Origin of the sequence: Nocardia sp. CA-119907, assembly GCF_050955995.1 — a bacterium.
Classification (GTDB): domain Bacteria; phylum Actinomycetota; class Actinomycetes; order Mycobacteriales; family Mycobacteriaceae; genus Nocardia.
This window is the reverse complement of record NZ_CP192091.1, coordinates 9,336,371-9,360,396: the sequence shown is the minus strand read 5'-3', so window position 1 is coordinate 9,360,396 and position 24,026 is coordinate 9,336,371. Positions and strand designations below refer to the sequence as shown.

The following is a 24,026-nucleotide window of genomic DNA, read 5'->3' as shown; positions in this document are numbered from 1 at the left end:
GGTCGTTCCCCTCGACCGACTACCACCCGCAGTCTTTTCAGCGCAATGCGATCAATCGCGCGCCATTGTGGCGCGCTTGTCGACCAGTCCGCGGGTGACCTCGGCGAGCCGGTCCGCGGGAACCTCCACGGCGCCATCGGAATTGATGACGACCACGGTCGGATAGATGCCCCGGGTGAGATCCGGCCCGCCGGTGGCGGTGTCGTCCTCGGCGGCGTCGAAGAGCGATTCGACGGTGATCCGCAGCGCCTCGTCCTCATCGATACCGCGGCTGTAGGTCTTCTTCAGCGAGGACTTCGCGAACAGTGAACCGGAGCCCACCGCGGTGTAGCCGAACCGCTCCTCGCTGCGCCCGCCGACGACATCGTAGGAGAAGATTCGTCCGACCTTCTCCGGATCGGTGGCGCTCAGGTCGTAGCCGACCAGGACCGGGACCACCGCCATATCCTGCAGTGCGGCAGGCAGATTGTCGCGCACCATCTTCGACAGCTTGTTCGCCTTGCCCTCGAATGTCAGCCCGACACCCTCGATCTTCTCGTAGTGTTCGAGTTCGACGGCGAACAGCCGGATCATCTCGATGGCCATGCCCACCGTGCCCGCGAAACCCGCCGCCGAATAGGTGTCGGTGATGAAGACCTTCTCCATATCCCGGCTGGCCAGCAGATTTCCCATGGTGCCGCGCCGATCGCCGGCGAGCAGCACACCGCCGCGGTAGGTGACCGCCACAATCGTGGTGCCGTGTGGCGCGATGTCCTGGCCGTTCACCTTGGCATTGCCGAAATGGCTGCTGGGCAAGAGTTCTGGGGCATACCGGCGCAGGCTCTCGGAGAAGGAAGACGTCGCGAACTCCATATCTTCCACCGTAACGACTTCCCACCGCGGGTGTCAGTGCACCGAACTCCAGGGTGGCGGCGTATGGGACCAGGCCAGGTGCGAGCCGAGTCGGTGTTCGGGTATCGGATCAGTCTGGGTGTGAGTCGAGTCCGTGTTGGGGTGTCGGATCGGGCTTGGTGTGTGCTGAGTCCGCGATGGTCGTCGGACCGGTCCGGGTGTGAGTCGAGTCCGCGATGGTCGTCGGAACGGTCCGGGTGTGAGTCGAGTCCGTGTTCGGGTGTCGGATCAGGGCTTGGTGTGAGCCGACTCCGCCGACGGTCATCGGACTAGTCCGGCTGCGAGCCGAATCTGCGTTCGGCGACAGACAAGGTCCGGCGTGAGCCGCATCGGACTGGCGAAGGCCGGATTCGTGGACAACTTCGGCGAAGTCTTTTCTGTCTGAGACGGATAGTCCGTATGGGGGCGGCTACTTCGAGGGCAGCTCGTTGTGTCCGCCGAAGGCCTTGCGCATGGCCGAGAGCATCTTGTCCGCGTACAGCGCCTCACCGCGCGAGGAGAACCGCGCGAACAGGGCGGCCGAGAGCACCGGTGCGGGGACGCCGGTATCGATCGCGGCGTCGAGGGTCCAGCGTCCCTCGCCGGAGTCCGATACGCGGCCGTCGAAGGACGCGAGGGTCGGATCGGCGTAGAGCTCGCTCGCGGTCAGGTCCAGCAACCAGGAAGCGACCACCGAACCGCGCCGCCACACCTCGGTGACCTCGGGCACGTCGATGTCGTACCGATACCACTCCGGATGTTCGAGCGGGGTCTCCTCGGCCGAGGCCACGGCGTCGTGATCCGCGCCGATATTCGCCTTGTGCAGAATGTTGAGACCCTCGGCGTAGGCGGCCATCGCGCCGTATTCGATGCCGTTGTGCACCATCTTCACAAAATGGCCCGCACCGGCCGGACCGCAGTGCAGATAACCGTGCTCGGCAGGGGAGGGTTCGCCGGTGCGGCCCGGGGTCCGCTCGGCCGCCTCGACCCCCGGTGCGATGGACTTCAGCAGCGGATCCAGATGCGCCACCGGCTCGGCCTCGCCGCCGATCATCAGGCAGAAGCCGCGGGCCAGGCCGAATACGCCGCCCGAGGTGCCGATGTCCACATAGTGGATGCCCTTGGGTTTCAGCGCGGCGGCGCGGGCGATGTCGTCGTGATAGCGGCTGTTGCCGCCGTCGATGATGATGTCGCCGGGTTCGAGCAGGTCAGCGACCTGGTCGATGACCTGGCCGGTCACCGCGGCCGGGATCATCACCCAGACCACCCGCGGCGTCTCCAGCCTGGATATGAAGTCCTTCAGGTCGGTGGTGCCCTGGAAACTGTCGCCGCCCAACTCCTCGGCGAGTGCGACGGTGGTATTCGGTTTGCGTTCGTAGCCGACGGCAGTGTGCCCGTCCTTGACGATCCGGCGCACGATATTGGCGCCCATCCGCCCCAGGCCGATCATTCCCAGCTGCATTCCATCCATCTCCCTCATCGTGTCGGGGCCCTGGTGGTGAGAGTTCTGCTCGATTGTCTCGCGCGGGTGTAACGCGCGCTGCGTTGCACCGATAAACGGGTTGGCTCCGCGTAGTTGCCAGACCCCCGACCCGGCAACTGCGCGGGGCCCTTCCATGTGTGGCGCGGTCCGTTGCACGGGATTTGCTCTTGGACCGTGCTGTGCTGCCGACGTGGGTAGCGACCACTATCGTTGGCGGAGACTCGCACCGTGCGAGCTCCTTTCAATCGAGCGGGGAGGACGGTTCGTGACGGGCGAATCGAGCACTGGGCGACGCGACCGACACGAAAACGGCGAGGTCGGACTGAGACAGCTCCTCGACTCAGCTAGATCCGCTCCCCGTCAGCCCCTACCATCCCGCCCCGATCCCCAGTCATCGGATCCGCAGCAGGCGTCGGGCGTGTACCAGACGGACCCGAGTCAGGGCGGGGATCCGAGCCAGGCGGGAGACCCGAGTCAGGCTGAGGATCCGAATTGGGCGGCAGACCCGCAGGCGGGGGATCCGAATCGGGCAGCCGCACAGCATCAGCCGGCGCGTACGGTCCCGCAGCAGGCACCGGGCTCGCATCCTGCGGCTGCCTCGCATCAATCCTGGTCGCAGTATCAGCCGCAGCCCGAGTCACCCCAGCATCGCCCAGCGCCGCATCGGTCGGCGGAAGCGTACGAGTCAGCACCGGATTACCAGCCCGTGGCCCAACATCATTCGGCCGCGCAGCCCCAGTCAGTGGCCCAAGGTCGCTCGGCGAACGAGTACCGGCCGGTGGACCAACATCATTCAGCGGCTGAGTATCAACCGGTGCCCCAGGATCGGTCGGTGCCCCAACATCATTCGGCGGCCGACCGGCAGTCGGCGGACGCTGATGCGCTTCAGCACGAGTCGCCCCTGTATCGGCCGGTGCCGCATCAGTCAGCGGCGCCATACGATTCGGCGGCCGAGCAGCAGTCCGTGGCGCGACACCAGCCTCCACCCCCACACACGCTTCCGCACCATGCAGCTGGCACGCATGAGGTGGCGGCACAGCATCAGCCAGCGGCGCAACATCACTATCATTCGGCAGCTGAGTATCGCCCGGGGGCCGCGTATCAGTCCCACCCCGGGTCGTTCGGGCACCAGCCGGATCCGCATCCCGAGGCCGGTTCGCACGAGGCGGCGGGACAGCACCAGTCTTCGCCGCAGCGTCAACCGGCGGTCCCATATCAGCCTGATTCGCCCGAGGATCGGACTGTGCCGCACCATTCGGCGGCGCAGTATGGGGCGGCAGCCGAGTATCAATCGACGGCGGAAAATCATTCAGCGGCACAACATCATTCGGCAGCCGAGTATCGCCCGGGGGCCGCGTATCAGTCCCCCCCTGAGTCGTTCGGGCACCAGCCGGATCCGCATCCCGAGGCCGGTCCGCACGAGGTGGCGGGCCAGCAGCAGTCTTTGCCGCAGCGTCAATCGGCGACGGAACATCATTCAGCTGCGCAACATCATTCGGCAGCTGAATACCAATCGGCGGCCGAGTATCAGGCTCACCCCGAGTCGCCTGAGCATCAATCGGAGCGGCACCAGTCGGCGGCGCGGCATCAGCCACCGCCGCCGCGCACGGTTCCGCATCACGAGGTCGGCCAGCATGAGGTGGCTGCTCAGCATCAGTCCCCGCAGCAGCATCAATCGGCGGCGGCATATCAGCAGTCGCCCGAGCAGCAGACTGGGCTGCAGTATTCGGCGGTGCAGTACGAGGCGGCCGCCGAGTATCAATCGGCGGCCGACCATCATTCAGCTGCGCAGCTTCAGGCGGCGGCCGACCATCAGTCGGGGGCCGAGTATCAGCCTCAGTCGACCCCGCATCGGCCTGCGTCGTATCAGTCGATGACCGAGTACGAGTCGGCGGCCGATCAGACAATGGCCCAGCATCATGCGTTGGCCGAACGTCAACCGGCGGCCCCGTATCAGCCTCATTCACCCGAGCAGCAGACCGAGCCGCACCACTCGGCGGCGCGATATGGGGCGGCCGCCGAGTATCAATCGGCTGCGCACCATCATTCGGCAGCTGAGTATCAGTCGGGGGCCGAGCATCGGGCGGGGGACGAAAACCAGCCTCAGCCCGCGGCGGCCCAGCATCGGCCGATGCCGAATCAGCCGGTGGCGGAGTACGGAGCGGCGGCCGATCAGACAGTGGCCCAGCTTCTTTCGTCGAATCAGTCGGTGACGGAGTACGGGGCGCTGGCTGATCAGACAGTGGCCCAGCATCATTCGTTGGCCGAACGGCAGTCGGCGGCGCAGCATCAGATCGAGGTGGGGCAGCGGGCATCGGAGTGGGTTGGTGATTCCATGCCGACTGCGCCGTTGCGGACTGCTCGGCGACCGAAAGTGGGAGCGTCCGAGGGGGACGAGGCTTCGGGGGCGGGTGCGCGTTGGCGGGGGCGGCGGGTGCCGGAGAGGCCGGTGAAGGCGGGTGGGTTGAAATCGCCTCTCGTCAAGCGGATCGGCATCGGCGTTGGTGCATTTGTTGTGCTGGCGGGGCTGGCTTATGTTGCGGACCTGGTGTTTTCGTCGGGACACGTGCCGCGTGGGGTTGTGGTGGCCGGTATTGATATCGGCGGCAAGGACAAGGGGGCGGCGGATGCGGAACTGCACAGCGCGCTCGGTCCGCGCGCTGATCGGGAGCTTCCGCTGCAGATCGGTGATGTGCAGACCAGGCTGACGCCCAAAATCGCTGGTCTGGCGATTGATTGGGATAGCACCTGGGCCAACGTCGGTTCCCAGCCACTCAATCCGATCACCCGGCTGACCTCGCTGTTCACCACGCATACCGTGTCGGTCACGAGCACTGTCGACGACAATGCGCTGGATGCCCAGCTCACCGCGCTGCGCGTGCACGACCGCGCGACGGTCGAGGGCACCATTGCCTTCGATGGCGCGCGCCCGGTCGCGGTGCCGCCGGTGCCGGGCCGCGTCCTCGACGTGCCCGCCGCGCGTACCGCGCTCATCGACAACTGGTATCTCGGTGCGCTGCTCGATCTTCCGGAGACCGCGGCGCCGATCGCCGTGCGCGGGGAGGCGGTCGAGCGGGCCTTGCACGAGGTCGCCGAACCCGCGGTGCGCGCACCGATTGTCTTCGCGGGCAAGAACAATGCGACCGGCAGGCTGGAACCGGAGCAGATCGCGTCCCTGCTGTCCTTCGCGCCCGATGGCCACGGCGGCCTCGCCGCGAGCTTCAAACAGGATGTGGCGCAAGGTGTGCTCGGCCCACAGCTGGCACCGTCGGAAGTCGAGGCCAAGGACGCGACCTTCGCGCTGACCGGGGCGAAACCCACCGTGGTTCCGGCCATTGTCGGCGACAAGATCAATTGGGCGAAGACATTGGAGCAGTTGCCCACTCTGGTGGTCGCGCCACAGGAACGCACAGCGCAGGCCGTCTATGAAAAGGTCGACCCCAAGCTCACTACCGAGGCCGCGAACGCACTCGGCGTCAACGAGATGATGGGGCAGTTCACCACCAGCGGCTTCAGCGGCCCGTCCGGCGTGAACATCCGCGTGGTCGCGCAGAAGGTGAACGGCGCCGTCGTCAAGCCAGGAGAAACCTTCTCGCTCAACGACTTCACCGGCCCCCGCGGCACCGCCGAAGGCTACGTCGAATCCGGCATCATCGACCACGGCCGCCCCAGCACCGCGGTCGGCGGCGGCATCAGCCAATTCGCCACCACCCTCTACAACGCCGCCTATTTCGCGGGCATGGAGGACGCGGGCCACACCGAGCACAGCTACTACATCTCGCGCTATCCCGCGGCACGCGAGGCCACCGTCTTCGACGGCGCCATCGACCTCAAATTCCGCAACACCGGCCAAACCGGCGTCTACATCGAGACGTCGACCACCGACTCCGAGGTCACCGTCCGCCTCTGGGGCACCAAGACCGTCAACGTCGAATCCATCACCGGCGAGAAAACCAAGCCCACCGAACCAACCACCATCAAACTCCCCAAGGGCAAGGACTGCATCGCCACCGAAGGCGCCCCCGGCTTCACCATCTCCGACACCCGAGTCATCACCGACCGCAAAACCGGCCGCGAAATCTCCCGCACCACCCGCACCGTCAAATACGACCCCATCCCAGTCGTCAAGTGCGAGTAATCCTCGCCTAGCCGTCGCATAGCGCGTGACTGCCTCGCATAGCCTGCAATTTGTGCGAGGTAGTCAGTAGATATGCGCCAGGGCAAAGGCACCTTTGCCCGGTTCGGAATCAGCGGGCTGGGGCCGCGTGTGTGGCTGGTCTGGAGGCTGAGAGAATGCCCGGCAGGTGTCCTGTCTTACAAGCGATGTCGAAGTGCGGGTCTCTATCCGCCACCCCGGAGTGCGACGGTGGAATGTCTTTGGGAGGGCGGGGCTTCGTTGCCTACGAGGGGTCGAATTCGCCGTGGTTGATGCCAGCGGTGAAGGCATCCCACTCGTGCGGGGTGAAGATGAGTGCCGGTTCGGTGGGGTTTTTGGAGTCGCGGACGCCGACCTGACCGTTGGCGAGGTGGGCTACCTCCACGCAGTCGCTTCCGCCTGCGCTGCGGCTGCTTTTGAACCACCGGGCCGCAGATAGGTCGATGCTCACGGTGCATACTCCTTCGCTACCCGCCGCAGCAGGTGCTTGCTGTCTGCCACATTCAACGCTACCGGCTGGAGTGCTGTGTGCGCTTCCCGATAGCGGCGCACGCTGTCTGGGCGCTCCAGGTATATATCGCCTGTGTAGCTTTCGACGAAGATAACGGTCGGTTCGAACGGTTGACCCTCTTTGTCGAGCCCGAAGTCCAGAATGGTGAACGGGCCGGTCGAGATGCCGAGAGGAAAGCCAGCGGCGGACGGCAGTACCTGAACGGTGACGTTCGACGGCATGTCCGCCAAGTAGCGCAACTGATCAGCCATGACTCGCGGGCTGCCGACGACCCGGCGCAGAACCGCCTCGTCGAGGATGAGATGTACCGACGCAGGATCGAACCTGCGTCGAATCAAGCTCTGCCGCTTGATCCTTAGCCGGACACGTCGTTCGATCTCGTCGGCGGTTTCGTGCACGAAGTATGCGCGGTCGAGCGCGCGAGCGTAGTCGGCGGTCTGGAACAAACCCGACACCATGTCCGGTCGGTAGATGGCCAACTGCTGTGCGGCTGCTTCCAGCCCGACGTACAGGTTGAAGTACGAGGGAATGAGGTCGCCATATTCGTGCCACCAACTTCGCTCGTTCCCTTGCTGAGCAAGCCCTTTCAGAGCGGGAAGCATCTTCGGCTCGTCGTACAGATGGCACAACGCCTCGATGTCATCGAGCTCGATGCGGTTGGCCTCGCCCGTCTCGAGGCGCTGTAGCGTCCCCGACCCACGCCCGATGGCTCGGGACGCCTGCACGATGGACAGCCCGGTCTGCTGCCGTAGATCCCGCAGATACCGCCCCAACTGACGGCGGGGAAGGTTTCCGGTGACCTTGGCGAAGGGTTCGCCCTTGCTCGGTGTGCCCATGGCTTGCTCCAAAATGTGCGTGGCGCGTAGTCGGGTCGGTGGGTGACGCTTCGTACTCGCGGTGGGTGATCCGCTGGGCAAACGGGAAAACTGTTGTGGATCACCTATATTCGCAGCTCAGAACGGTTCTGCGATGGTGTGCTGATTGTGCACCCGGGACCGGGGTGGCTGCGACGAATCGCCGAAAACTCGGCATCGGATAGCGCGCCCGGTTCCGGCCGCCGAGCAGCGCCGCCAGGTGGCCTCGCCCGCGCCCTGGATCCGAGTGCATCCTGTCCCTTCCAGCCCGAGGTGCGCCGAAATGGTTGCCGCGCATGACCTTCCACCGCTGGATTGCAGCGTTCCGTCCGACGAATCGACCCTCGACGCCGCGCACGAGGAAGCCCTATTGCGCCACCGAACGCAGCGGAAGGCAACTCACCGCGCCGCGCTCACGCATCTATGCGACGGTTCTCTACGCAGTCGTCGCCAGCGCCCGCGAGCAGACGTTCCGTCCGACCCTGGACGCCGCCGAAGTACTCGATTCCATCCTCGGCGGAGCCGAATCAGTCGATCCTGGCGACGTTGTCCCCAACTGATCGAGACCCGCATTGCGAACGCGAACTGACCAGGTGTCGCATCATGAGATACGATCGAGACCAATCGTCAGGTGCGCGTGTATGTTACGCCAAAACCGCGTGAAGATGATCTCAGCTCGATCTGCGAATTGCTGGATAATTACAGTTAGCGACCGATGCACATCGGCTTGGTCACTTCATTCCGTTTGGAATGCTGCACAACAGGATCCGACCCTGTCTGGGCCGGATTCGGCGGTGCCCGACCCGTCGTACCAGGTACGCCGCGGTTACGGCTCGGCGGCTATGTGGCCCGGATGTCGCCACGCTGGTACGGTTTCGGTGAATCGCTCCCATTGGAAGCGTGTTCCGGGGGATATCAATTCGAGTGAACCGCGATCGTTCGGCAAATCAGATCGATCCGCCCACAATCTCAGGGGCTTGTCGCCTCTGCGTGCGGTGATGAAACTTCTTTCGGCTGGTAATAATCGGTTACCGGCTGGATATTTCTCCATGGGTTCAAAGGGAAGTTCTCAATGAGCAAAGTGCGCGTGCTCGGTGTCGCCTTCGCGGCCACCGCGGGCATTCTCCTGGTCGGTTCGGGTATGGCATCGGCTGCCGATCAAGGCATCGTCCTGGAGCCGATCGGAACCATCGCCCCCGGCGAGCCGAACCCGAATGGGACCGGTTCCAGCTCGGCGATTACCGATCTGGTGAAAGTGCTGTCCACCGGCTCGACAGGCGCCAAGACGCAGTAATCGGATGTTGGAAGTGCCTCACCTCGAAATGAGGTGGGGCACTTCGCTTTGCGGACCCACCCGTGCCGCGTCGCGAACCGGTGTGGCCCGAATCCACTCGGCATCCTATAGCGGCGTGCGCATGAGCAGCACGTTGTACTGGTTGTACACCGACAGCAAGAAGTACAGGTCGCTCCCGGTCTGGTACGGGAAGATCATCGGCGCATAAGCACTCGGCAGGGAGGACCCAACGACGAGCACCTGCGGCTCGCCCCACGGCCCCTCCGGCTTCTCTGCACTGCGCATGACCACCGAATTGGTCGAATCCGTTGTGAGCATGACGAATTTGCCGAGATGCTCGTTCCACATGACCGACAGCTCGGCGACCCCGTCGACGATCGGTGCGGCGACCTTGGCGTCCGACTTCCACTCGGTGCCGTCCCAGTACTCGTAACGATCGATATCGGCGATATCGGCTTCCCTTGCGCGCGACACGAATCCGGGATGCTGCCGCCCGGCGGGCGTGCCGTAGCGGTAGACGTAACCGTCGTCCTTCAGGAAGGCGTTCTGCTGAAAGTTCTGATACCCGTCCACATTCGCGCGTCGGGTGGTGGTCAGCGGGGCCCAGCTGCGTCCGCCGTCACCGGAGACGGCGAGGGTGGAGAAGTTGGTTGCCCACTTGCCGTGTTCACCCCAGCTGGCCACCGACATCAGGCTCAGGTACTGCACGCCGCCCACCGAAATGCCCGCTGTCGGGATGAGACTGATCTCGATGCCGGGAATCTTCGGGCTGGGCAGCGGATTGTTGCTCACGACACCGTCGAACGAAATCCCTTGTGACGGATCTTTGGTCGTGCTGCTGAACAGCACCTGGCTGCTCCAAGCCCACACGCTGCCGACGAGCAGATTGGGGAACCCGAGGCCCGCACTGTCGCCGAAGGCGGTGAGCATCCGTCCATTGCCGTCATCCCACATGATGCCGAGGTCGGTGCCGAGCACATTGACGTTCTGGGTGCGATTGGGGCTGTCCATGCCGGTCATCTGGAAGACGGCCTGGGTCACTCCGGGTAAGCGTGGTAGGCCGCGCGGCTGGCCGTTGATGCCGGGGATGGGGTTGATGCCGGGGATCGGGATCACGATATTCGGGTCGGCGACGGCCGGTCCGGCCAGTGCGATCGAGAGTGCGGCGGCGAGGACACCGGCTCTGGTGAGTGCGGACAGCGATCGGTTCATCCGGACGATCCCTTCTAGCGCGCGGTCTGCCCGGCCATTGTGCCCGTTTTCCGGCCCCATGTCCGGACGCGTGTGATGTGGAACCGGACGCCAGCCCGTAGCTACACTGAAGATCATCAGGAGGCGGGGCTAAGGGAGTGGCTGACCTGTCACCGCGGGCGACCATAGGTCGTCCGATACAGCTTCTTCGGCCGCGGGCTCGGTCGCTCGGTTTGTGACGGTTTGCCGCATCGCTCGCGAGGGCACAGCTGTTCCATTACATCCAGCAGGATTGGTGAACGCTAGGCGGTGGCTCATGGGTGATAGTCGCGCAACGCTTCGCAGTTGGTGGCACGATCCGGTGCACTACCGCTGGCTCGTGCGAACGTTGGAATCGCATTTCGCCCTAGGTCCGGTCAAATTCATCATCGGTGCGGGCGGCGCGGTGATGCTGCTGATCAATATGTTGATGTCGCTGTCGCCCGCAGGTCCATCGGGAACGGTCGATCGTGCGATCTTCGCATTCGCGGGGTTCACCGCGGCGGTATGGACGGTGCGCTGGTGGTTGTTTCCGTGGCCGGGTGCGCTCACCTCGTTGGTCCTGTGCACCTGGGCGGATATCGCCATCACCGCGTCGTGTCTGGTGGACCGCAATCGGGTGTACGGAGCGTTGAGCGCGATGCTGCTGGTGGTGACCGGGGCCTACATCACGTTCTTCCACAGCCCGCGGGCGCTGGCCGTGCACGCCGCGTGGTCATTGCTTTCCATCGGCGTCCTCGCCGGTTATGTGGTGACCGATTCCGTGGGTGGCGATGTCGCGCTGGCGGCGGCGATGGTGCTGATCATGATGGCGGCCATCGTCGTGGTGCTGCCCGGACTGCAATTCTGCTACTGGGTGCTGCGCACCGACGTGCTCTCGGATCCGCTGACCATGCTGCTGAATCGACGCGGTCTCGACTACTACCTGTACCGCTCCCGCCATCGGCAGTGTCTATCGGTGATCGCCCTCGATCTGGACCGCTTCAAGGCGGTCAACGACACATTCGGTCATATCGTCGGCGACCAGGTGCTCGCCTCGACGGCTCAACGATTGCGGGCGGTGGTCGAACCCGATGCCATCGTCGCCCGCACCGGCGGCGAGGAATTCGCGGTGGTCGGCGAACTCGATCGCGATGGTGCGCTCGCCACGGCCGAGAGGTTGCGTCGCGCCGTCGAAGCGGCGGCCGGCGTGCCCGTCGCCATCACGGCCAGCATCGGCGTCGCCGTCTGTGAGGGCGGTGCGGACACCGATCGGCCCCAGCTGCTGCTGCGCTGTGCGGATTCCGCGATGTACGAGGCGAAACAGTTGGGCGGCAATGCCGTTGTGCTGGCCGAGCCCCCGATCTACGTTCCGGACACCGCGCCCACCACCCCGCGGCGAGATCTGTCGCGTCGCGGCAAATGACAACGGCGGCCCGGATCGCTCCGGGCCGCCGCTGTTCGTATTCGATTGTGTCCGAACGCTGTCGGATCAGAAGGCCGCTTCGTCCAGCTCCATGATGTCGTTGTCCAGGTTCGACAGGATGGCGCGGGTCGCGGTCAGCTCGGGCAGCACGTTGCGGGCGAAGAACTGCGCGACGCCGACCTTGCCCTTGTAGAACGCCTCATCGGCACCGGTGGCGCCGTTGTCGAGGGCCTTGATGGCGACCTCGGCGCCACGCAGCAGCTGCCAGCCGATCAGCAGGTCGCCGACCGCCATCAGGAAGCGCACCGAGCCGAGACCGACCTTGTACAGCTCCGACGGGTTCTCCTGAGCGCCCATCAGGTGCCCGGTCAGGGTGGCGGCCATGGCCTGCACATCCTCGAGCGCGGTGGCCAGCAGCTTGCGCTCGCCCTTGAGGCGACCGTTGCCGGCCTCGGAGTCGATGAACTTCTGCACCTGACCGGCGACATGGGCCAGTGCGACGCCGCGGTCACGGGCGATCTTGCGGAAGAAGAAGTCCTGGGCCTGGATGGCGGTGGTGCCCTCGTACAGCGAGTCGATCTTCGCGTCGCGGATGTACTGCTCGATCGGGTAGTCCTGCAGGAAGCCCGAGCCACCGAAGGTCTGCAGCGATTCGGTCAGGTACTGGTAGGCCCGCTCGGAACCGACACCCTTGACGATCGGCAGCAGCAGATCGTTGACCCGGAAGGCCACATCCTCATCCGCACCGGAGACCAGCTGCGCGATATCGGCATCCTGGTGCGCGGCGGTGTAGAGGTAGATCGCGCGCAGACCCTCGGCGTAGGCCTTCTGCAGGGCCAGGCTGCGACGCACATCCGGGTGGTGGGTGATGGTGACGCGCGGGGCGGCCTTATCGGTCATCTGGGTCAGGTCCGCACCCTGGACGCGCTGCTTGGCGTAGTCCAGTGCGTTCAGGTAGCCGGTCGACAGGGTCGCGATGGCCTTGGTGCCCACCATCATGCGCGCGTTCTCGATGACGTCGAACATCTGCGCGATGCCGTTGTGCACCTCGCCGACCAGCCAGCCCTTGGCGGGCACGCCATGGCCGCCGAAGGTGACCTCACAGGTGGCCGAGACCTTGATGCCCATCTTGTGCTCGACATTGGTGACGAAGACACCGTTGCGGTCGCCCAGGGTCTGGGTCTCGAAGTCGAAGTGCCACTTCGGCACGTAGAACAGCGACAGGCCCTTGGTGCCGGGGCCGGCGCCCTCGGGGCGGGCCAGCACCAGGTGCATGATGTTCTCGAACAGGTCGTCGGAGTCACCCGAGGTGATGAAGCGCTTGACGCCCTCGATGTGCCAGGAGCCGTCCTCCTGCTCGAGCGCCTTGGTGCGGCCGGCGCCGACGTCGGAGCCGGCATCCGGCTCGGTCAGCACCATGGTGGCGCCCCAGTTGCGGTCGGCGATGGTCTGCGCCCACTTCTTCTGCTCGTCGGTGCCGTTGTTGTAGAAGACCTGCGCGAAACCGGCACCCGCGGCGTACATCTGCGCGGGCGGGTTGGCGCCGAGGATCATCTCGCCGAGCGCCCAGGAGACGGCACTCGGGGCACCCAGGCCGCCCAGTTCCTCGCGGACGGCGACCTTGGCCCAGCCCGCGTCTTCCAGCGCGCGGTAGGACTTCTTGAACGATTCGGGGAGAGTGACCGTGTGGGTCTCGGGATCGAAGGTCGGCGGGTTGCGGTCACCGTCGACGAACGAATCGGCCAGCGGACCCTCGGCCAGGCGACGCACCTCGTTGAGCATCTCCTTGACGGTCTCGGTGTCGAGGTCGCCGTAGGCGTCGCTGTCCAGGATGGTGCTGAGGCCGAGTACCTCGAAGAGGTTGAACTCCAGGTCGCGGACGTTGCTCTTGTAGTGGCCCATGTCAGTACTCACTCTCCGTTGAGTTGGTGCGGTCGGTTGGTTGCCGTTCCCGCCCGTTGTCGTCCACCGAGCCATGCCGGTTTTCCGCATGCTACTCGCGGGTAACTTATGAGCCATATTACCGGTCGGTAATGGGCTCGCAAAGACTCGAGCGGGCAATGTGACGCGGAAAACACCCCACGACGTTGCCGTGTGTCTACGGTTCGCGTAGTAGACGAATTGTTCGGTGGCTGGTGGGTTTTGAGTGACCTGTGTGCGTGGAGTGGCAGGTGTGCGTTCCCTGGCGGCTGTGAGTTCGAGGGGCTGTGCGTCGCCGAACGGGCGAAATACGCACCGGCCCCTCGGAACCTACCCGCCACTCGAAGCGCACCAACCGCGCAGCCGGTTCGGCGTTGCTCGAGCGTGGATGCCTGGGCGTCAGAGGTGCGGGTGTTGCTGGGTGGCCCGTCGGTTGGGGTGCCGGTGGTTTCGGGTTGTCGGTGTGCTCTGAGTGGTGGGTGGGTTTCCTGGTGGCCGGTGTATTCGGTGGAACAGTGTGTGTTCAGCGTGGCGGGTGTGTGCGGGTTGCCGGTGGGTTCCGATGGGCGACGCGGTGCAGGTGGCTGGGGGTTTGGGGGTAGCCGGGGACTACCGTGGGATTGTGCGAATCGAGACGAGCGCCGGGCCCGCGGAGATCGAGCTCGACAAACCGCGCAAGGCGGCGTTTCTGCTGCTGCTCACGCACGGATCCGGTGGTGGCGTGGACGCGAAAGACCTGCTCGCGGTGCGGGACTGCGCTTATGAACTGGGAGGTGCGGTGGCACGGGTGGTGCAGCCGTATCGGGTTGCCGGGCGGCGTGCGCCCGGGTCGGTGGTCAAACAGGACGAGGCCTGGTTGGAAATCGTCGCCGACCTGCGTCGGCGGGTGCGCAAGGTGCCGCTGATCCAGGGCGGCCGCAGCAACGGTGCCCGAGTCGCCTGCCGCACCGCTATCGACGCCGATGCCCGTGGGGTGCTCGCACTGTCGTTTCCGCTGCATCCGCCGGGTAAGCCGGAGAAGACCCGGCGCGAGGAACTGCTCGCCCCGGGCGATATCGATGTCGTCGTGATCAACGGCGCGAACGACCCGTTCGGCATCCCCGACCCCGCCGACGCCGCCGAGGTCCGCGTTATCCCTGGTCAGCCCCACTCCTTCCGCTCCGGATTCGACATCATCGCGGAAACGGTCAAGCCCTGGTTGGAGCGCTGGAGCTAGGCCCTTTTGCGCTATCGGGAGCCGGCCATCTCCGCACCGTCCACGACCACGGCTACCCACGCGACACGATTGTCGACACGACCACGGGAACGCCCGCCGAACTCGCCGTCTGGACCGGAAGTCCATGCCAACGTGCGAGGTGTTGCGGACTGTTCGGATCAGCTCAGTGGGGCGGCAGGTTCGGTGGCTTGTGGGAGTGGGGTGGGTTTGCTGGCGACGACGAGGGCATCGATGGCGTCGCGTTCCTCGGTGGCGCGGTAGACGCGGTCGGCGATGTGGACGCGGATGCGGTCGGTGTCGGGGCCGAGATCGGTGATGATGTCGCTGGGGGTGAAGAGGACCGAAGGATCCTTGGGGCCGCCGAAGCCGTCGGTGAGGTTGGTGCTGTCGTGGCCGAGGACCAGCAGGGTGCCGCCTGGGGCGAGCAGGTCGGGGAGGCGGTGGACGAGCGGGCGACGGTGTTCGGCGGACAGGTGCAGGAAGACCATCAGCACCAGTTCGTATGGTCCGGTGATGCCCGCGGCGTCCAGGTCGGTGACGTCCGCGCACTGCCAGCTGATGCGGTTGCGAACTGAGCGGGACAATCGCGTCGCGATGGTGCGGCCCTTATCGATCCCCACCTGTGAATAGTCCACGGCATGCACCTGCCACCCGTGCGTGGCCAGCCACAAGGCGTTGCGACCTTCACCGCACGCGAGGTCCAGCGCCCGCGGCAGACCGGGCGCTTCGCCCTCGGGCGCCTCCGGCATCAGCGGAGCAACCCGCTCCAGCCCGTACACATGCTCCACCACGGTGCTGTTCGGCGGTGCGCCCCACACCAATTCACTCTGCGCATACCGCGTATCCCAATCGGTCGCGTCCATACCCGCGATTCTATTGACCCCGCACACCCCGCCGGCGCCATCCCATGCGCCGCTGCTGAGCATGCCGCGACTGTCGCGTACTCCGGGCTGCCGCATGCGGCAGCCCGCCGCGCAACCATTGCGCCACCGCTTCGTACTACAGAAGCGCCGCAACACCTGCGGTTCGTAGCCGACAGCCCTAGGCGCTGGCTTCCGGCAGCCAGTGCAGCGGGGAGGTTTCGCGGATGTGGATGAGTACGTCGAATGCGTCGATGAGGGATCGGACCGGGGTGTGGGCGGTGGCGTCCTTGGCGGGGTCGTAGATGCCGCTGATCGTGCGCAGTTTCGCGGGGCGGTGCAGCCACTGCCGAACCGAGTCCGGGGCGGTGTTGTGCAGATCCAGGTAGAAGGCGGGCAGATCCAGTTCGCCCAGGGTGGCGTCGATGAGGTCCGGTAGTGGTTCCGGGGCTTCCGCCATGCCGAGATCTCCGTGGTGGAAGCCGATGGCCACCGATACATATTGTGCGCCGAAGTGTGCGCGCAAATAGCTGCCGGTGCCGCGGAATTCGGAGGTTTCGGCTGGGCCGTCCCCGAGGGGGAGGGCGGCGGTGTGGCCGATACCGTCCCAATAGGCGATCTTCGCGCCGGTGCCACGTTGCCATTCGATGACCCGATCCGCCGCGGGTCGCTCATCGCGCGCGAAACCGCCCTGTCCGGCAACGCTTTTCTCGTGGAAATCGACGATAAGTCGCAAATGTGTCAGTGCTTTGTCGAATTCTGTTGTCGCCGGGAGGTTTTCGAATATCGCGAGGGCGTCACGGGCGTCATCGATGAACGGGCGGCCCGGATGAATTCCTTGATGGCGCTGCACATGTTCATCCACTCGGTGTGCGGTGCGAATCGGAGCGAGGTGAGATTCGATGGCGGCGAAGTGATCCGGCGCTTGCCGGCGCAGGTAGTCCAGCACCACCTCGTAGTCCGATGATTCCGCACGCGGTGGCTCGACGCCGAAGATCCGGACCGGATCGTCGGGATGCTCATGGTTGAACGCGCGAATCCAGGACAGCGTCGCCGCCATTTCGGCCGTCCGGTTCGGCCGCCACGCACCGGCGAGCACTGCTTCTGGATCGCCCGCGCCAGCGCGCACATATGCGTCGAGCCGCTCGCCGGAGCGCGCACTGTCCTGTACCGCGAGCGCCCGGTATCCGTATTCCTCGACCAGCCTTCGGAATACGCGCTCGCGCACTCCGAAGGTCTGCCGGGAGAACCGGGTCGATTCACCGAGGCCCACCACGGTCGCCGATGCGAGTCGATCGGTGAGCGGCGCGAGGTCGCGGCCGGTGCCGTTCGCCTCGGTATCGGAGATCAGCCGCGCATTCGCTCGCAGCCATATCCGCAGATCCGATGCGGCGGTGACTGATTCGCTGGTTGCGGCGGTGCTGCCCATGATTTCTCCCGAAGCTCGACGATCCGACGCGATCAGCTTCATACCTGAAGTGATGTTGAGGTCAAGTCGAACTCGAAAAGTTCAGCGGGGCATGGTCGCCGATACCGCGGGCGTGCCCCGTTGATTCCGGTGAATTCAGAGCGTTGTGCGCATCAGAATCACGTTGTACTGCGAATGCACCGTCGTCAGGAAGTACAGATCACGCCCGGTCTGATAGGGGAAGATCGACGGCGCGTACGCGCTCGGCAGCTCCCGCGTATCGATCAGCACCTCGGGATCGCTCCACGGCCCCTGGGGCGAGGAAGCCCGCCGCATGACCACGGAATTGAACGGATCGGTGGTCAGCGAGATGAACTGACCGAGGTACTCGTTGTACATCACCGACAGCTCGCCGACGCCCCCCATGATGGGCGCCGCCGCATCGACATCGCCTTTCTTGCTCCAGTGCCCGCCGTCCCAGTACTCGTATTCGCCCAGGTTCGCGATATCGCCCTCGCGCACCCGCGCGAGGTACGCCGCCCGATTGCGGCCGGATTGGGTGCCGTACTCGTAGACGTACCCGCCGTTCTTCAGGAATGCGTTCATCTGGAAATTTGCATTGGCGCCCTCATTCGGCCGCCGCGCGTTGGTCAGATCGGCCCAGGTTTCGCCATTGTCACCGGAGGCGGCGAGTCCGGAGAAGTTGGTGGTCCACTGGCCGACATCGTCCCAGGTCCGCACCGACATCATGCTCATGAACTGCACGCCGTTGACCGAAATGCCCGCGGTCGGGATGCGGCTGATCTCCAGGAATGGGATCTTCGGGCTGGGGATCAGGTCGCGCGCCTGGCCGAAGATATCGCGCACGACGGTGTCGAAGTAGATGCCATTGGACGGATCATGGGTGTGGCTGCGCACCAGAATATTGCTGCGCCACGCCCAGGTGCTGCCAGCCAGCAGATTCGGCAGACCGATCCCGGCGGTATCGCCGAACGCGGTCAGCATCTCACCGTCCCCGTTGTCCCACATGATGCCGAGGTCGGTGCCCAGTACGTTATAGCTCTGGGTGTTGTTCGGGCTGGCCAGTCCGGTCATCTGGAATACCGCCCTGGTGCGCCCGCCCAGGTTGGGCAGACCGCTGCTGCCGTTGAGGACCGGGATCGGATTGATCGCGTTTGGGTTTGCCGAGGCAGGGGTAGTCGCTATGAGGAGCACGGCCGATGCTCCTGCCAATGCCGAGAGCAAGGCGGATGCGGACTTGTTCAAAGTCTCTGAGCCCTCCGGTTTCTGGCCGAAGCGGCGCGATGGGCACTACCTACCGTGTGTGTCGCGCCACATTTCGGCGGGCTGGCAAATCGTTCAAGATGCTAACAGCGAAACCGGTGAAATTTGTGGCTTGTGCGATTTGTAGTGAAAGTTGTGAATACTCCGGTATCTAACTTGCCGAAGCTTTGCCACGAGATAAGGCCGCCCGCAGGATCAATGGCAGCTGGGTGGCCCGTTCGATCGCGAAGGTGCGCCGGGCCGATGCGTGCCAGGAGCGATCGAAGAGTTGTTTGGCTCCCGCGACCGCGTGCGGGGAGCGGGTCGCGATGCGATTGGCGAGTTGTTTCGCCGCCGCGACCGGGTCCGCGGTCACCTCGGTGATCAGACCGATGCGCGCGGCATAGGCGGCGTCGACGGTATCGGCGGTCATGGTCAGCAGCAGCGCCTGGTCGACGCCGATGAGGCGGGACAGCGTCGCCGCGCCGGTCATGTCCGGGACCAGGCCGTGCTTGGCCTCCATGACCGAGAACTCGGCGTCGGGGGTCGCGAAGCGGATGTCGGCGGCCAGCGCGAGCTGCAGTCCGCCGCCGAAGCAGCGGCCGTGCACCGCGGCGATCACCGGCACGGGCAGTCGACGCCATGCCCAGCACGCCTCCTGGAAGGTGTTGGTGCCGCGCCAGGGCAGCGGGATGAAGTTGCGCACGACGGTGAGTGGGTCGCTGGTCGCCTTGGCGACATCGAGGCCGCTACTGAAACTCGGGCCGTTGCCGGACAGGATGACCGCGCGGACGTCCTTGCGACCGGCGATGGTGTGCGCGGTGGTGACGAGGTCGCGCAGCATTTCGATGGTGAGGCCGTTGTGCTTGTCCGGCCGGTTCAGCGTGACGTAGGCGCGATCGCCGTCGAATCCAAGCGCGATGTCAGAGCCCATTCTGCAGATCTTACTCGTGAGTCAGTTCGTGTCGAGAGCATTGCCCGCGCACCTGCGCTCTGTTCTAATCGAACGCAAGTTACCGTCAATGCTGACGGTAAAGAGTGGAGGAATGATGCTGCCACCCGGATTGGATCCGCGAACGCCGGTGCTCGTCGGCGTCGGACAGGTCGTGCACCGCGGCGGTGAGCCGGGTCTGCCCGGACCCGTCGAACTCGCCACCGAATCCCTGCGCCGGGCGGGCGCGGACAGCGGCACCGGCGACCGGCTCTTGCGATCGGCCGATCTGATCGCCGCCGCGGCCCCGGTCAGCAGGCCGTATCCGGACCTCGGCGCGCTGGTCGCCGCGGAACTGGGCGCTGCGCCGAAGCGCACCCTGCAATCGGTGCGGTTCGGCGGTGACGCACCGCAACGCCTGGTCAATAACGTCGCGCAGGCCATTGCCGACGGACGCTGCGAGGTCGCGCTGATCACCGGGGCCGAATCGGTCGCGTCCTGGAATGCGGCCACCCGCACCGGCGCCGCACTCGATTGGCCCGAGCAGGCCGAGGAGGTGCGGCCGACCGAGATCATCGGCACCGACCGCGGACCCAATACCGAGATGGAGACCGCGGCGGGACTGTGGGGTCCGGTCTACTTCTACGCGCTGATGGAGACCGCGCTGCGCGGGCGGCTCGGTCTCAGCGAAGTCGCGCATCGGGAGCGGATCGGCGCACTGTGGTCGCGGCTCTCGGCGGTGGCGGCGCGGAATCCGTATGCGTGGCAGCCGAGCGAACAATCCGTCGATGATGTGCTGACGCCGACGCGCGCGAATCGCATGGTGTCGACGCCGTATCCGAAGCTGCTCGTCGCGAACCTATCGGTGGACCAAGGCGCGGGACTCATCCTGTGCAGCGCGGTGGCGGCCGATGCGGCGGGCGTGCCGCGCGACCGCTGGGTCTTTCCGCATGGCGGCGCCACCGCGACCGACGAGTGGTTCGTTTCCGAACGCGCGGATATGTCCACCTCACCCGCCATTGCCGCGGCCGGGCGGGCCGCGCTCTCCGGTGCGGGTATCGGCATCGACGAGGTCGCGCATATCGATCTGTACTCCTGCTTCCCGGTCGCGGTACAGGTCGCGGCCGAGGCGCTCGGTCTGCCGATCGACGATCCGGCGCGGCCGCTGTCGGTCACCGGCGGGCTCACCTTCGCGGGCGGTCCGGGCAATAACTACGCGACGCATTCGATCGCGACACTGGCCGACCGACTGCGCGCCGACCCGTCGGCCTACGGCCTGGCCAGCGCACTCGGCTGGTACATCACCAAACACGGTATCGGCGTCTACTCGGCGCGCCCGCCCGCGCGACTCTTCCGCGCCGTCGAAGCGGAAGTGCCTGCGGCACGGCGTGATACGGATCCGGGGTACAGCGGACCGGTCACCGTTGAGGCGTACACCGTCGCCTATCGCAAGGGCCCCGCGCCGGACCACGCCGATGAACCCGAGGCCGTGGTGATCAGCGCACTGACCCCGGCAGGTGCCCGCATACTGGTCCGGGCGTCCGATGCCGACACCATCGCGGCGTTCACCGATGGCGACCCGATCGGCGCGAGCGCCGATGTGGCCGCCGCCGACAAGCTCACCCTGCTCACCACCGAGAGGACCGTCCAATGAGTACAGCAGCGCAAGGCGATTCCGTCAGCGGTGGGTCCGACCTGGTACTGGTCGAACGGCGCGATGCGATCACCGTGCTGACCGTCAATCGTCCGGACGCCCGCAACGCCATCAACCTCGCCACCGCGCGGGCCATCGAGGCCGCCGTCGACGAATTCGAGGCCGACGCCGATGCACGGGTGCTCGTGCTCACCGGTGCGGGCGGGACCTTCAGTGCCGGAATGGATCTCGTCGCCGCATCGAAGGGCGAGATGCCGATGACCGCCAAGCGCGGCCCGCTCGGCATCGCCGCGAAACCACCTGCCAAGCCGATGATTTCGGCCGTCGAGGGCTTCGCGCTCGCCGGTGGTTTCGAGCTCGCGCTCGCCGGTGATCTCATCGTCGCCGCGAGCAATGCCCAGTTCGGCATTCCGGAGGTGAAGCGCGGCCTGGTCGCCGCGGGCGGCGGTGTGCTGCGGCTGACCCAGCGGCTGCCGCGTCCCATCGCCGCGGAGCTGGCGCTCACCGGCGGGCGCATCGACGCCGAACGGCTCTACCAGCTCGGCCTGATCAACCGGATCACCGAACCCGGTGGTGCGCTGGCGGGTGCGTTGGCCATGGCGGCCGAAATCGTTGCGGCCGCGCCGCTTGCGGTGGCCGCGAGCAAGCGCATCATCGACGAGTCGCCGGATTGGTCGGTCGCCGAGGGCTTCGCCAAGCAGGGCGAAATCGCCTTGCCCGCACTGTTCTCCAAGGATGCCGCCGAGGGTGCGCTGGCCTTCGCACAGAAGCGCGAACCCCAGTGGCAGGGACAGTGACCAATCGAATTCAGCGTCGCAGCGCGACTCCATGAGGGGCGGTGGCCGGGCGACGGGTGGGCGTTCAGCGTCGCCCGGCGACCCCGGTGGCCGGGCGACAGGCGGGGGCGAACGCGTCCGGGAGACCCAGGCGCAGCGCCGCTCGCGCATGCGCACGCGGCTGCTGGACGCGGCGGTGGACAGTCTGGTCGAGGTCGGTTACGCGGGCACCACCACACTCGAGGTGCAGAAGCGGGCCGGGGTGCCGCGCGGCACCCTCCAGCACCACTTCCCGACCAGGGCGGATCTGCTCGCCGGTGCCGTGGAACATCTCGCCGAGCGCCGATTCGCCCAGCTGACAAGGGAATTCGAGGCGATTCCGGCCGAGGCGGACCGGCTCGAAACGGCGGTCGAGCTGACCATGCGCATGTTCACCGGCCCGACATTCTGGGCGGCACTGGAGATGTGGGTCGCCGCGCGCACCGATCCCGAACTGCTCGCGGCATTCCTGCCGCTGGAACATCGGCTGTTCGACCTGATGCACAACAGCATTCGCGACATCTTCCGTCAGGAGTTTCCCGACGACCCGCGGGTACCGACCATTACCGAATTCACCATCGAGATCATGACCGGGCTCGCGCTGCGGGTCCTGCTGACCGGTGACCTCGACCGCAACCGAATCCTGCAGCACCGCTGGCGAAATGCGGTGCGCATCCTGCTCGGCACGGCCGATCCGGCCACCCTGACCGAGCCGCGACCGGTCAGGGATGCGGACTGATCGTGTCGAGCAGAACCTTCGCGCATCCGGCCGGATCATCGAAGAACGGGGTGTGGCCGCTGCCGTGCAGGGTGATGTGGCGGGCGTTCGGGAGCACGGTGCGTGCGCGCGAGCTCTGGGTGACGTAGGTCAGCAGGATGTCGCGGTTGCCCCAGGCGATGGTGACGGGAATATCTGTCAGCGCGCCGATTTCGTGCAGTTTGGCATCGGTGAAGGAGGCGAGGGCGGGTTCGAAGCCGGGTGCGTCGGCGGCGCCGCGCGCGGTGTCGATGGCCACCTGCGTATCGATCGCCCATGGCTTGCCGAAGACCAGGGACAGGAAGGCCGTGCGGCCCGCGGCCGTGCCGAGGACGGCCGACCAGATCGGGCGCAGCGCACGCGCGAGTTGGCGGGACTTGCCAAGTGACTGCTGGCACCACACGCGGCCCGGGGTGCCCCAGAATCCGATCGGGGAGTAGGCGGTGACCGAGCGGGCCAGCCCGCGCGCGCCGAGGTTCAGCGCGATGAGCCCGCCCATAGAATTGCCCGCCAGATGCGGCCGCTCGATGCCCTGTTCGGTGAGGAAGTCGAGCAGCGCCTCGGTGAGGGTGTCGACGGTGGTGTGCGCGATCGGTGCCGAACCGGCGAAGCCGGGCAGATCGACGGCGATGACATCGAAGGATTTGGCGAGGGTGTCGATGATCGGCTCCCACACCTGCCAGCGGCTGCCGACCCCGTGCACCAGCACCAGTGGTTCCCCCGCGCCGACCCGATGGTGGTTCAACGTCGTCATGTTGTGACCGTAACAGCCGTGACCGGTCATCGGACCGAGATTTCCGGCCATGACCTCGACCGGATTTCCGCTGGCAGCCGGCCCAAACGTGGGTACGATAAATGGTATGGCAACGCGTAAGGTCACCCTTTCGCTGGACGAGGCGTCCTGGGCCTTCGCCGAACAGGCGGCGGCCCGCGCGGGGATGTCACCCTCGGCGTGGATATCCAAGGCCGCGCGTCGCGAAGCGGTGCGGACCGGCGTCGGTCCGGTGCGCGATGTGACGGCCCAGGCCGCGGCGGACGAGGCGGAGCTGACCGCCGCCGAGGAGGAGATGCGTGCGCAGGGGTGAACTGTGGATCTATCACCCACACGGTTCGCCGCGGCGCCGTACCGTCGTGCTCATCAGCAGTGATGGCATCAACGAATCACCGCGACAGTGGCTGATCGCCGCCGAGGTCGTCGACGCCGATCCGCAGGACATCCTGGCCGTACCCGTCGAGCGGCACGGATGGGTGCACGCCGGGAATATCGGCCGCATCTATCGCGGCTGGCTGGCCGAGCCCATCGATGAAATGGAATCGGACGCGCTGGAACGGCTGGATACCGCGTTGCGTGCGGCCATGGATCTTTGACCCGCTCGATCCAGCTGTGCGCGAGTGCGCC

Annotated in this window: 22 protein-coding genes; 10 read left to right on the top strand and 12 right to left on the bottom strand. The window is 65.9% G+C overall.

Features of this window, described 5'->3' with window-relative positions:
* Positions 1–51: 51 nt before the first annotated feature.
* The 3 genes from prcB to ACQP2D_RS42015 form a co-directional block, all read right to left on the bottom strand.
* On the bottom strand, positions 52–852 hold the full coding sequence (prcB, locus tag ACQP2D_RS42025; protein ID WP_433681434.1) for a proteasome subunit beta: 801 nt from the start codon (positions 850–852) through the stop codon (positions 52–54).
* Between the two features lie 448 nt (positions 853–1,300).
* Positions 1,301–2,332 (bottom strand): phosphogluconate dehydrogenase (NAD(+)-dependent, decarboxylating), encoded by a 1,032-nt coding sequence (gene gnd / locus ACQP2D_RS42020; protein ID WP_433685934.1) that lies wholly within the window; start codon positions 2,330–2,332, stop codon positions 1,301–1,303.
* Between the two features lie 1,498 nt (positions 2,333–3,830).
* Positions 3,831–4,133, bottom strand: a complete 303-nt coding sequence (locus ACQP2D_RS42015) for a hypothetical protein (RefSeq protein WP_433681433.1) — start codon at positions 4,131–4,133, stop codon at positions 3,831–3,833.
* Positions 4,134–4,226: 93 nt separating this feature from the next.
* On the opposite strand from ACQP2D_RS42015, the gene ACQP2D_RS42010 reads away from it, so the two are divergent.
* Positions 4,227–6,491, top strand: a complete 2,265-nt coding sequence (locus tag ACQP2D_RS42010; RefSeq protein WP_433681432.1) for a VanW family protein — start codon at positions 4,227–4,229, stop codon at positions 6,489–6,491.
* A gap of 262 nt (positions 6,492–6,753) precedes the next feature.
* Here ACQP2D_RS42010 and ACQP2D_RS42005 read toward each other — a convergent pair whose 3' ends face one another.
* The gene (locus ACQP2D_RS42005) at positions 6,754–6,960 is read right to left on the bottom strand and encodes a DUF397 domain-containing protein (RefSeq protein ID WP_433681431.1); all 207 of its coding nucleotides are present in this window, start codon (positions 6,958–6,960) and stop codon (positions 6,754–6,756) included.
* Positions 6,957–7,856 carry a helix-turn-helix domain-containing protein gene (locus ACQP2D_RS42000; RefSeq protein WP_433681430.1) on the bottom strand — a complete coding sequence of 300 codons (900 nt, stop codon included), beginning with the start codon at positions 7,854–7,856 and terminating at the stop codon, positions 6,957–6,959. The genes ACQP2D_RS42005 and ACQP2D_RS42000 overlap by 4 nt, the downstream gene beginning before the upstream one ends.
* Positions 7,857–8,170: 314 nt before the next feature.
* On the opposite strand from ACQP2D_RS42000, the gene ACQP2D_RS41995 reads away from it, so the two are divergent.
* A complete protein-coding gene (locus ACQP2D_RS41995; protein WP_433681429.1) occupies positions 8,171–8,434 on the top strand; it encodes a hypothetical protein in 264 nt (87 codons plus the stop codon).
* A gap of 512 nt (positions 8,435–8,946) precedes the next feature.
* Complete coding sequence (locus tag ACQP2D_RS41990; RefSeq protein WP_433681428.1) at positions 8,947–9,168, top strand: hypothetical protein; 222 nt, start codon at positions 8,947–8,949, stop codon at positions 9,166–9,168.
* Between the two features lie 105 nt (positions 9,169–9,273).
* Here the strand turns inward: ACQP2D_RS41990 and ACQP2D_RS41985 are convergent, their stop codons facing one another.
* Positions 9,274–10,380: a DUF4185 domain-containing protein gene (locus tag ACQP2D_RS41985; protein WP_433681427.1), complete on the bottom strand. Its 1,107-nt coding sequence runs from the start codon at positions 10,378–10,380 to the stop codon at positions 9,274–9,276.
* 295 nt (positions 10,381–10,675) lie between these two features.
* Here ACQP2D_RS41985 and ACQP2D_RS41980 point away from each other — a divergent pair, with 295 nt between their 5' ends.
* The gene (locus ACQP2D_RS41980; RefSeq protein ID WP_433681426.1) at positions 10,676–11,803 is read left to right on the top strand and encodes a GGDEF domain-containing protein; all 1,128 of its coding nucleotides are present in this window, start codon (positions 10,676–10,678) and stop codon (positions 11,801–11,803) included.
* Positions 11,804–11,869: 66 nt separating this feature from the next.
* Here the strand turns inward: ACQP2D_RS41980 and ACQP2D_RS41975 are convergent, their stop codons facing one another.
* Positions 11,870–13,705 carry an acyl-CoA dehydrogenase gene (locus ACQP2D_RS41975; RefSeq protein WP_433685933.1) on the bottom strand — a complete coding sequence of 612 codons (1,836 nt, stop codon included), beginning with the start codon at positions 13,703–13,705 and terminating at the stop codon, positions 11,870–11,872.
* Positions 13,706–14,345: 640 nt separating this feature from the next.
* Between ACQP2D_RS41975 and ACQP2D_RS41970 the strand changes: the two genes are divergently transcribed.
* On the top strand, positions 14,346–14,939 hold the full coding sequence (locus tag ACQP2D_RS41970; protein WP_433681425.1) for an alpha/beta hydrolase family protein: 594 nt from the start codon (positions 14,346–14,348) through the stop codon (positions 14,937–14,939).
* Between the two features lie 158 nt (positions 14,940–15,097).
* Here ACQP2D_RS41970 and ACQP2D_RS41965 read toward each other — a convergent pair whose 3' ends face one another.
* The 4 genes from ACQP2D_RS41965 to ACQP2D_RS41950 all read right to left on the bottom strand — a co-directional run bounded on the left by ACQP2D_RS41965 (position 15,098) and on the right by ACQP2D_RS41950 (position 19,392).
* The gene (locus ACQP2D_RS41965; RefSeq protein ID WP_433681424.1) at positions 15,098–15,802 is read right to left on the bottom strand and encodes a class I SAM-dependent methyltransferase; all 705 of its coding nucleotides are present in this window, start codon (positions 15,800–15,802) and stop codon (positions 15,098–15,100) included.
* 178 nt (positions 15,803–15,980) lie between these two features.
* Positions 15,981–17,228, bottom strand: coding sequence for an erythromycin esterase family protein (locus ACQP2D_RS41960; protein WP_433681423.1), 1,248 nt, complete (start codon positions 17,226–17,228; stop codon positions 15,981–15,983).
* Between the two features lie 135 nt (positions 17,229–17,363).
* Positions 17,364–18,473 carry a DUF4185 domain-containing protein gene (locus tag ACQP2D_RS41955; protein ID WP_433681422.1) on the bottom strand — a complete coding sequence of 370 codons (1,110 nt, stop codon included), beginning with the start codon at positions 18,471–18,473 and terminating at the stop codon, positions 17,364–17,366.
* 169 nt (positions 18,474–18,642) lie between these two features.
* Positions 18,643–19,392: a crotonase/enoyl-CoA hydratase family protein gene (locus ACQP2D_RS41950; RefSeq protein WP_433685932.1), complete on the bottom strand. Its 750-nt coding sequence runs from the start codon at positions 19,390–19,392 to the stop codon at positions 18,643–18,645.
* A gap of 124 nt (positions 19,393–19,516) precedes the next feature.
* Between ACQP2D_RS41950 and ACQP2D_RS41945 the strand changes: the two genes are divergently transcribed.
* From ACQP2D_RS41945 to ACQP2D_RS41935, 3 genes are read left to right on the top strand one after another with little or no spacing between them, the layout of a single operon-like run.
* Positions 19,517–21,055 carry an acetyl-CoA acetyltransferase gene (locus ACQP2D_RS41945; protein ID WP_433681421.1) on the top strand — a complete coding sequence of 513 codons (1,539 nt, stop codon included), beginning with the start codon at positions 19,517–19,519 and terminating at the stop codon, positions 21,053–21,055.
* The gene (locus tag ACQP2D_RS41940) at positions 21,052–21,852 is read left to right on the top strand and encodes a crotonase/enoyl-CoA hydratase family protein (protein ID WP_433681420.1); all 801 of its coding nucleotides are present in this window, start codon (positions 21,052–21,054) and stop codon (positions 21,850–21,852) included. Before ACQP2D_RS41945 ends, ACQP2D_RS41940 begins: the two co-directional genes overlap by 4 nt.
* A gap of 31 nt (positions 21,853–21,883) precedes the next feature.
* Positions 21,884–22,609 carry a TetR/AcrR family transcriptional regulator gene (locus ACQP2D_RS41935; RefSeq protein WP_433681419.1) on the top strand — a complete coding sequence of 242 codons (726 nt, stop codon included), beginning with the start codon at positions 21,884–21,886 and terminating at the stop codon, positions 22,607–22,609.
* On the opposite strand, the gene ACQP2D_RS41930 is transcribed toward ACQP2D_RS41935, so the two are convergent.
* A complete protein-coding gene (locus ACQP2D_RS41930) occupies positions 22,593–23,381 on the bottom strand; it encodes an alpha/beta fold hydrolase (protein WP_433681418.1) in 789 nt (262 codons plus the stop codon). The genes ACQP2D_RS41935 and ACQP2D_RS41930 overlap by 17 nt on opposite strands.
* A gap of 106 nt (positions 23,382–23,487) precedes the next feature.
* Between ACQP2D_RS41930 and ACQP2D_RS41925 the strand changes: the two genes are divergently transcribed.
* Positions 23,488–23,712 (top strand): hypothetical protein, encoded by a 225-nt coding sequence (locus ACQP2D_RS41925; RefSeq protein WP_354954856.1) that lies wholly within the window; start codon positions 23,488–23,490, stop codon positions 23,710–23,712.
* Complete coding sequence (locus ACQP2D_RS41920) at positions 23,699–23,995, top strand: hypothetical protein (RefSeq protein ID WP_433681417.1); 297 nt, start codon at positions 23,699–23,701, stop codon at positions 23,993–23,995. Before ACQP2D_RS41925 ends, ACQP2D_RS41920 begins: the two co-directional genes overlap by 14 nt.
* Positions 23,996–24,026: the final 31 nt, after the last annotated feature.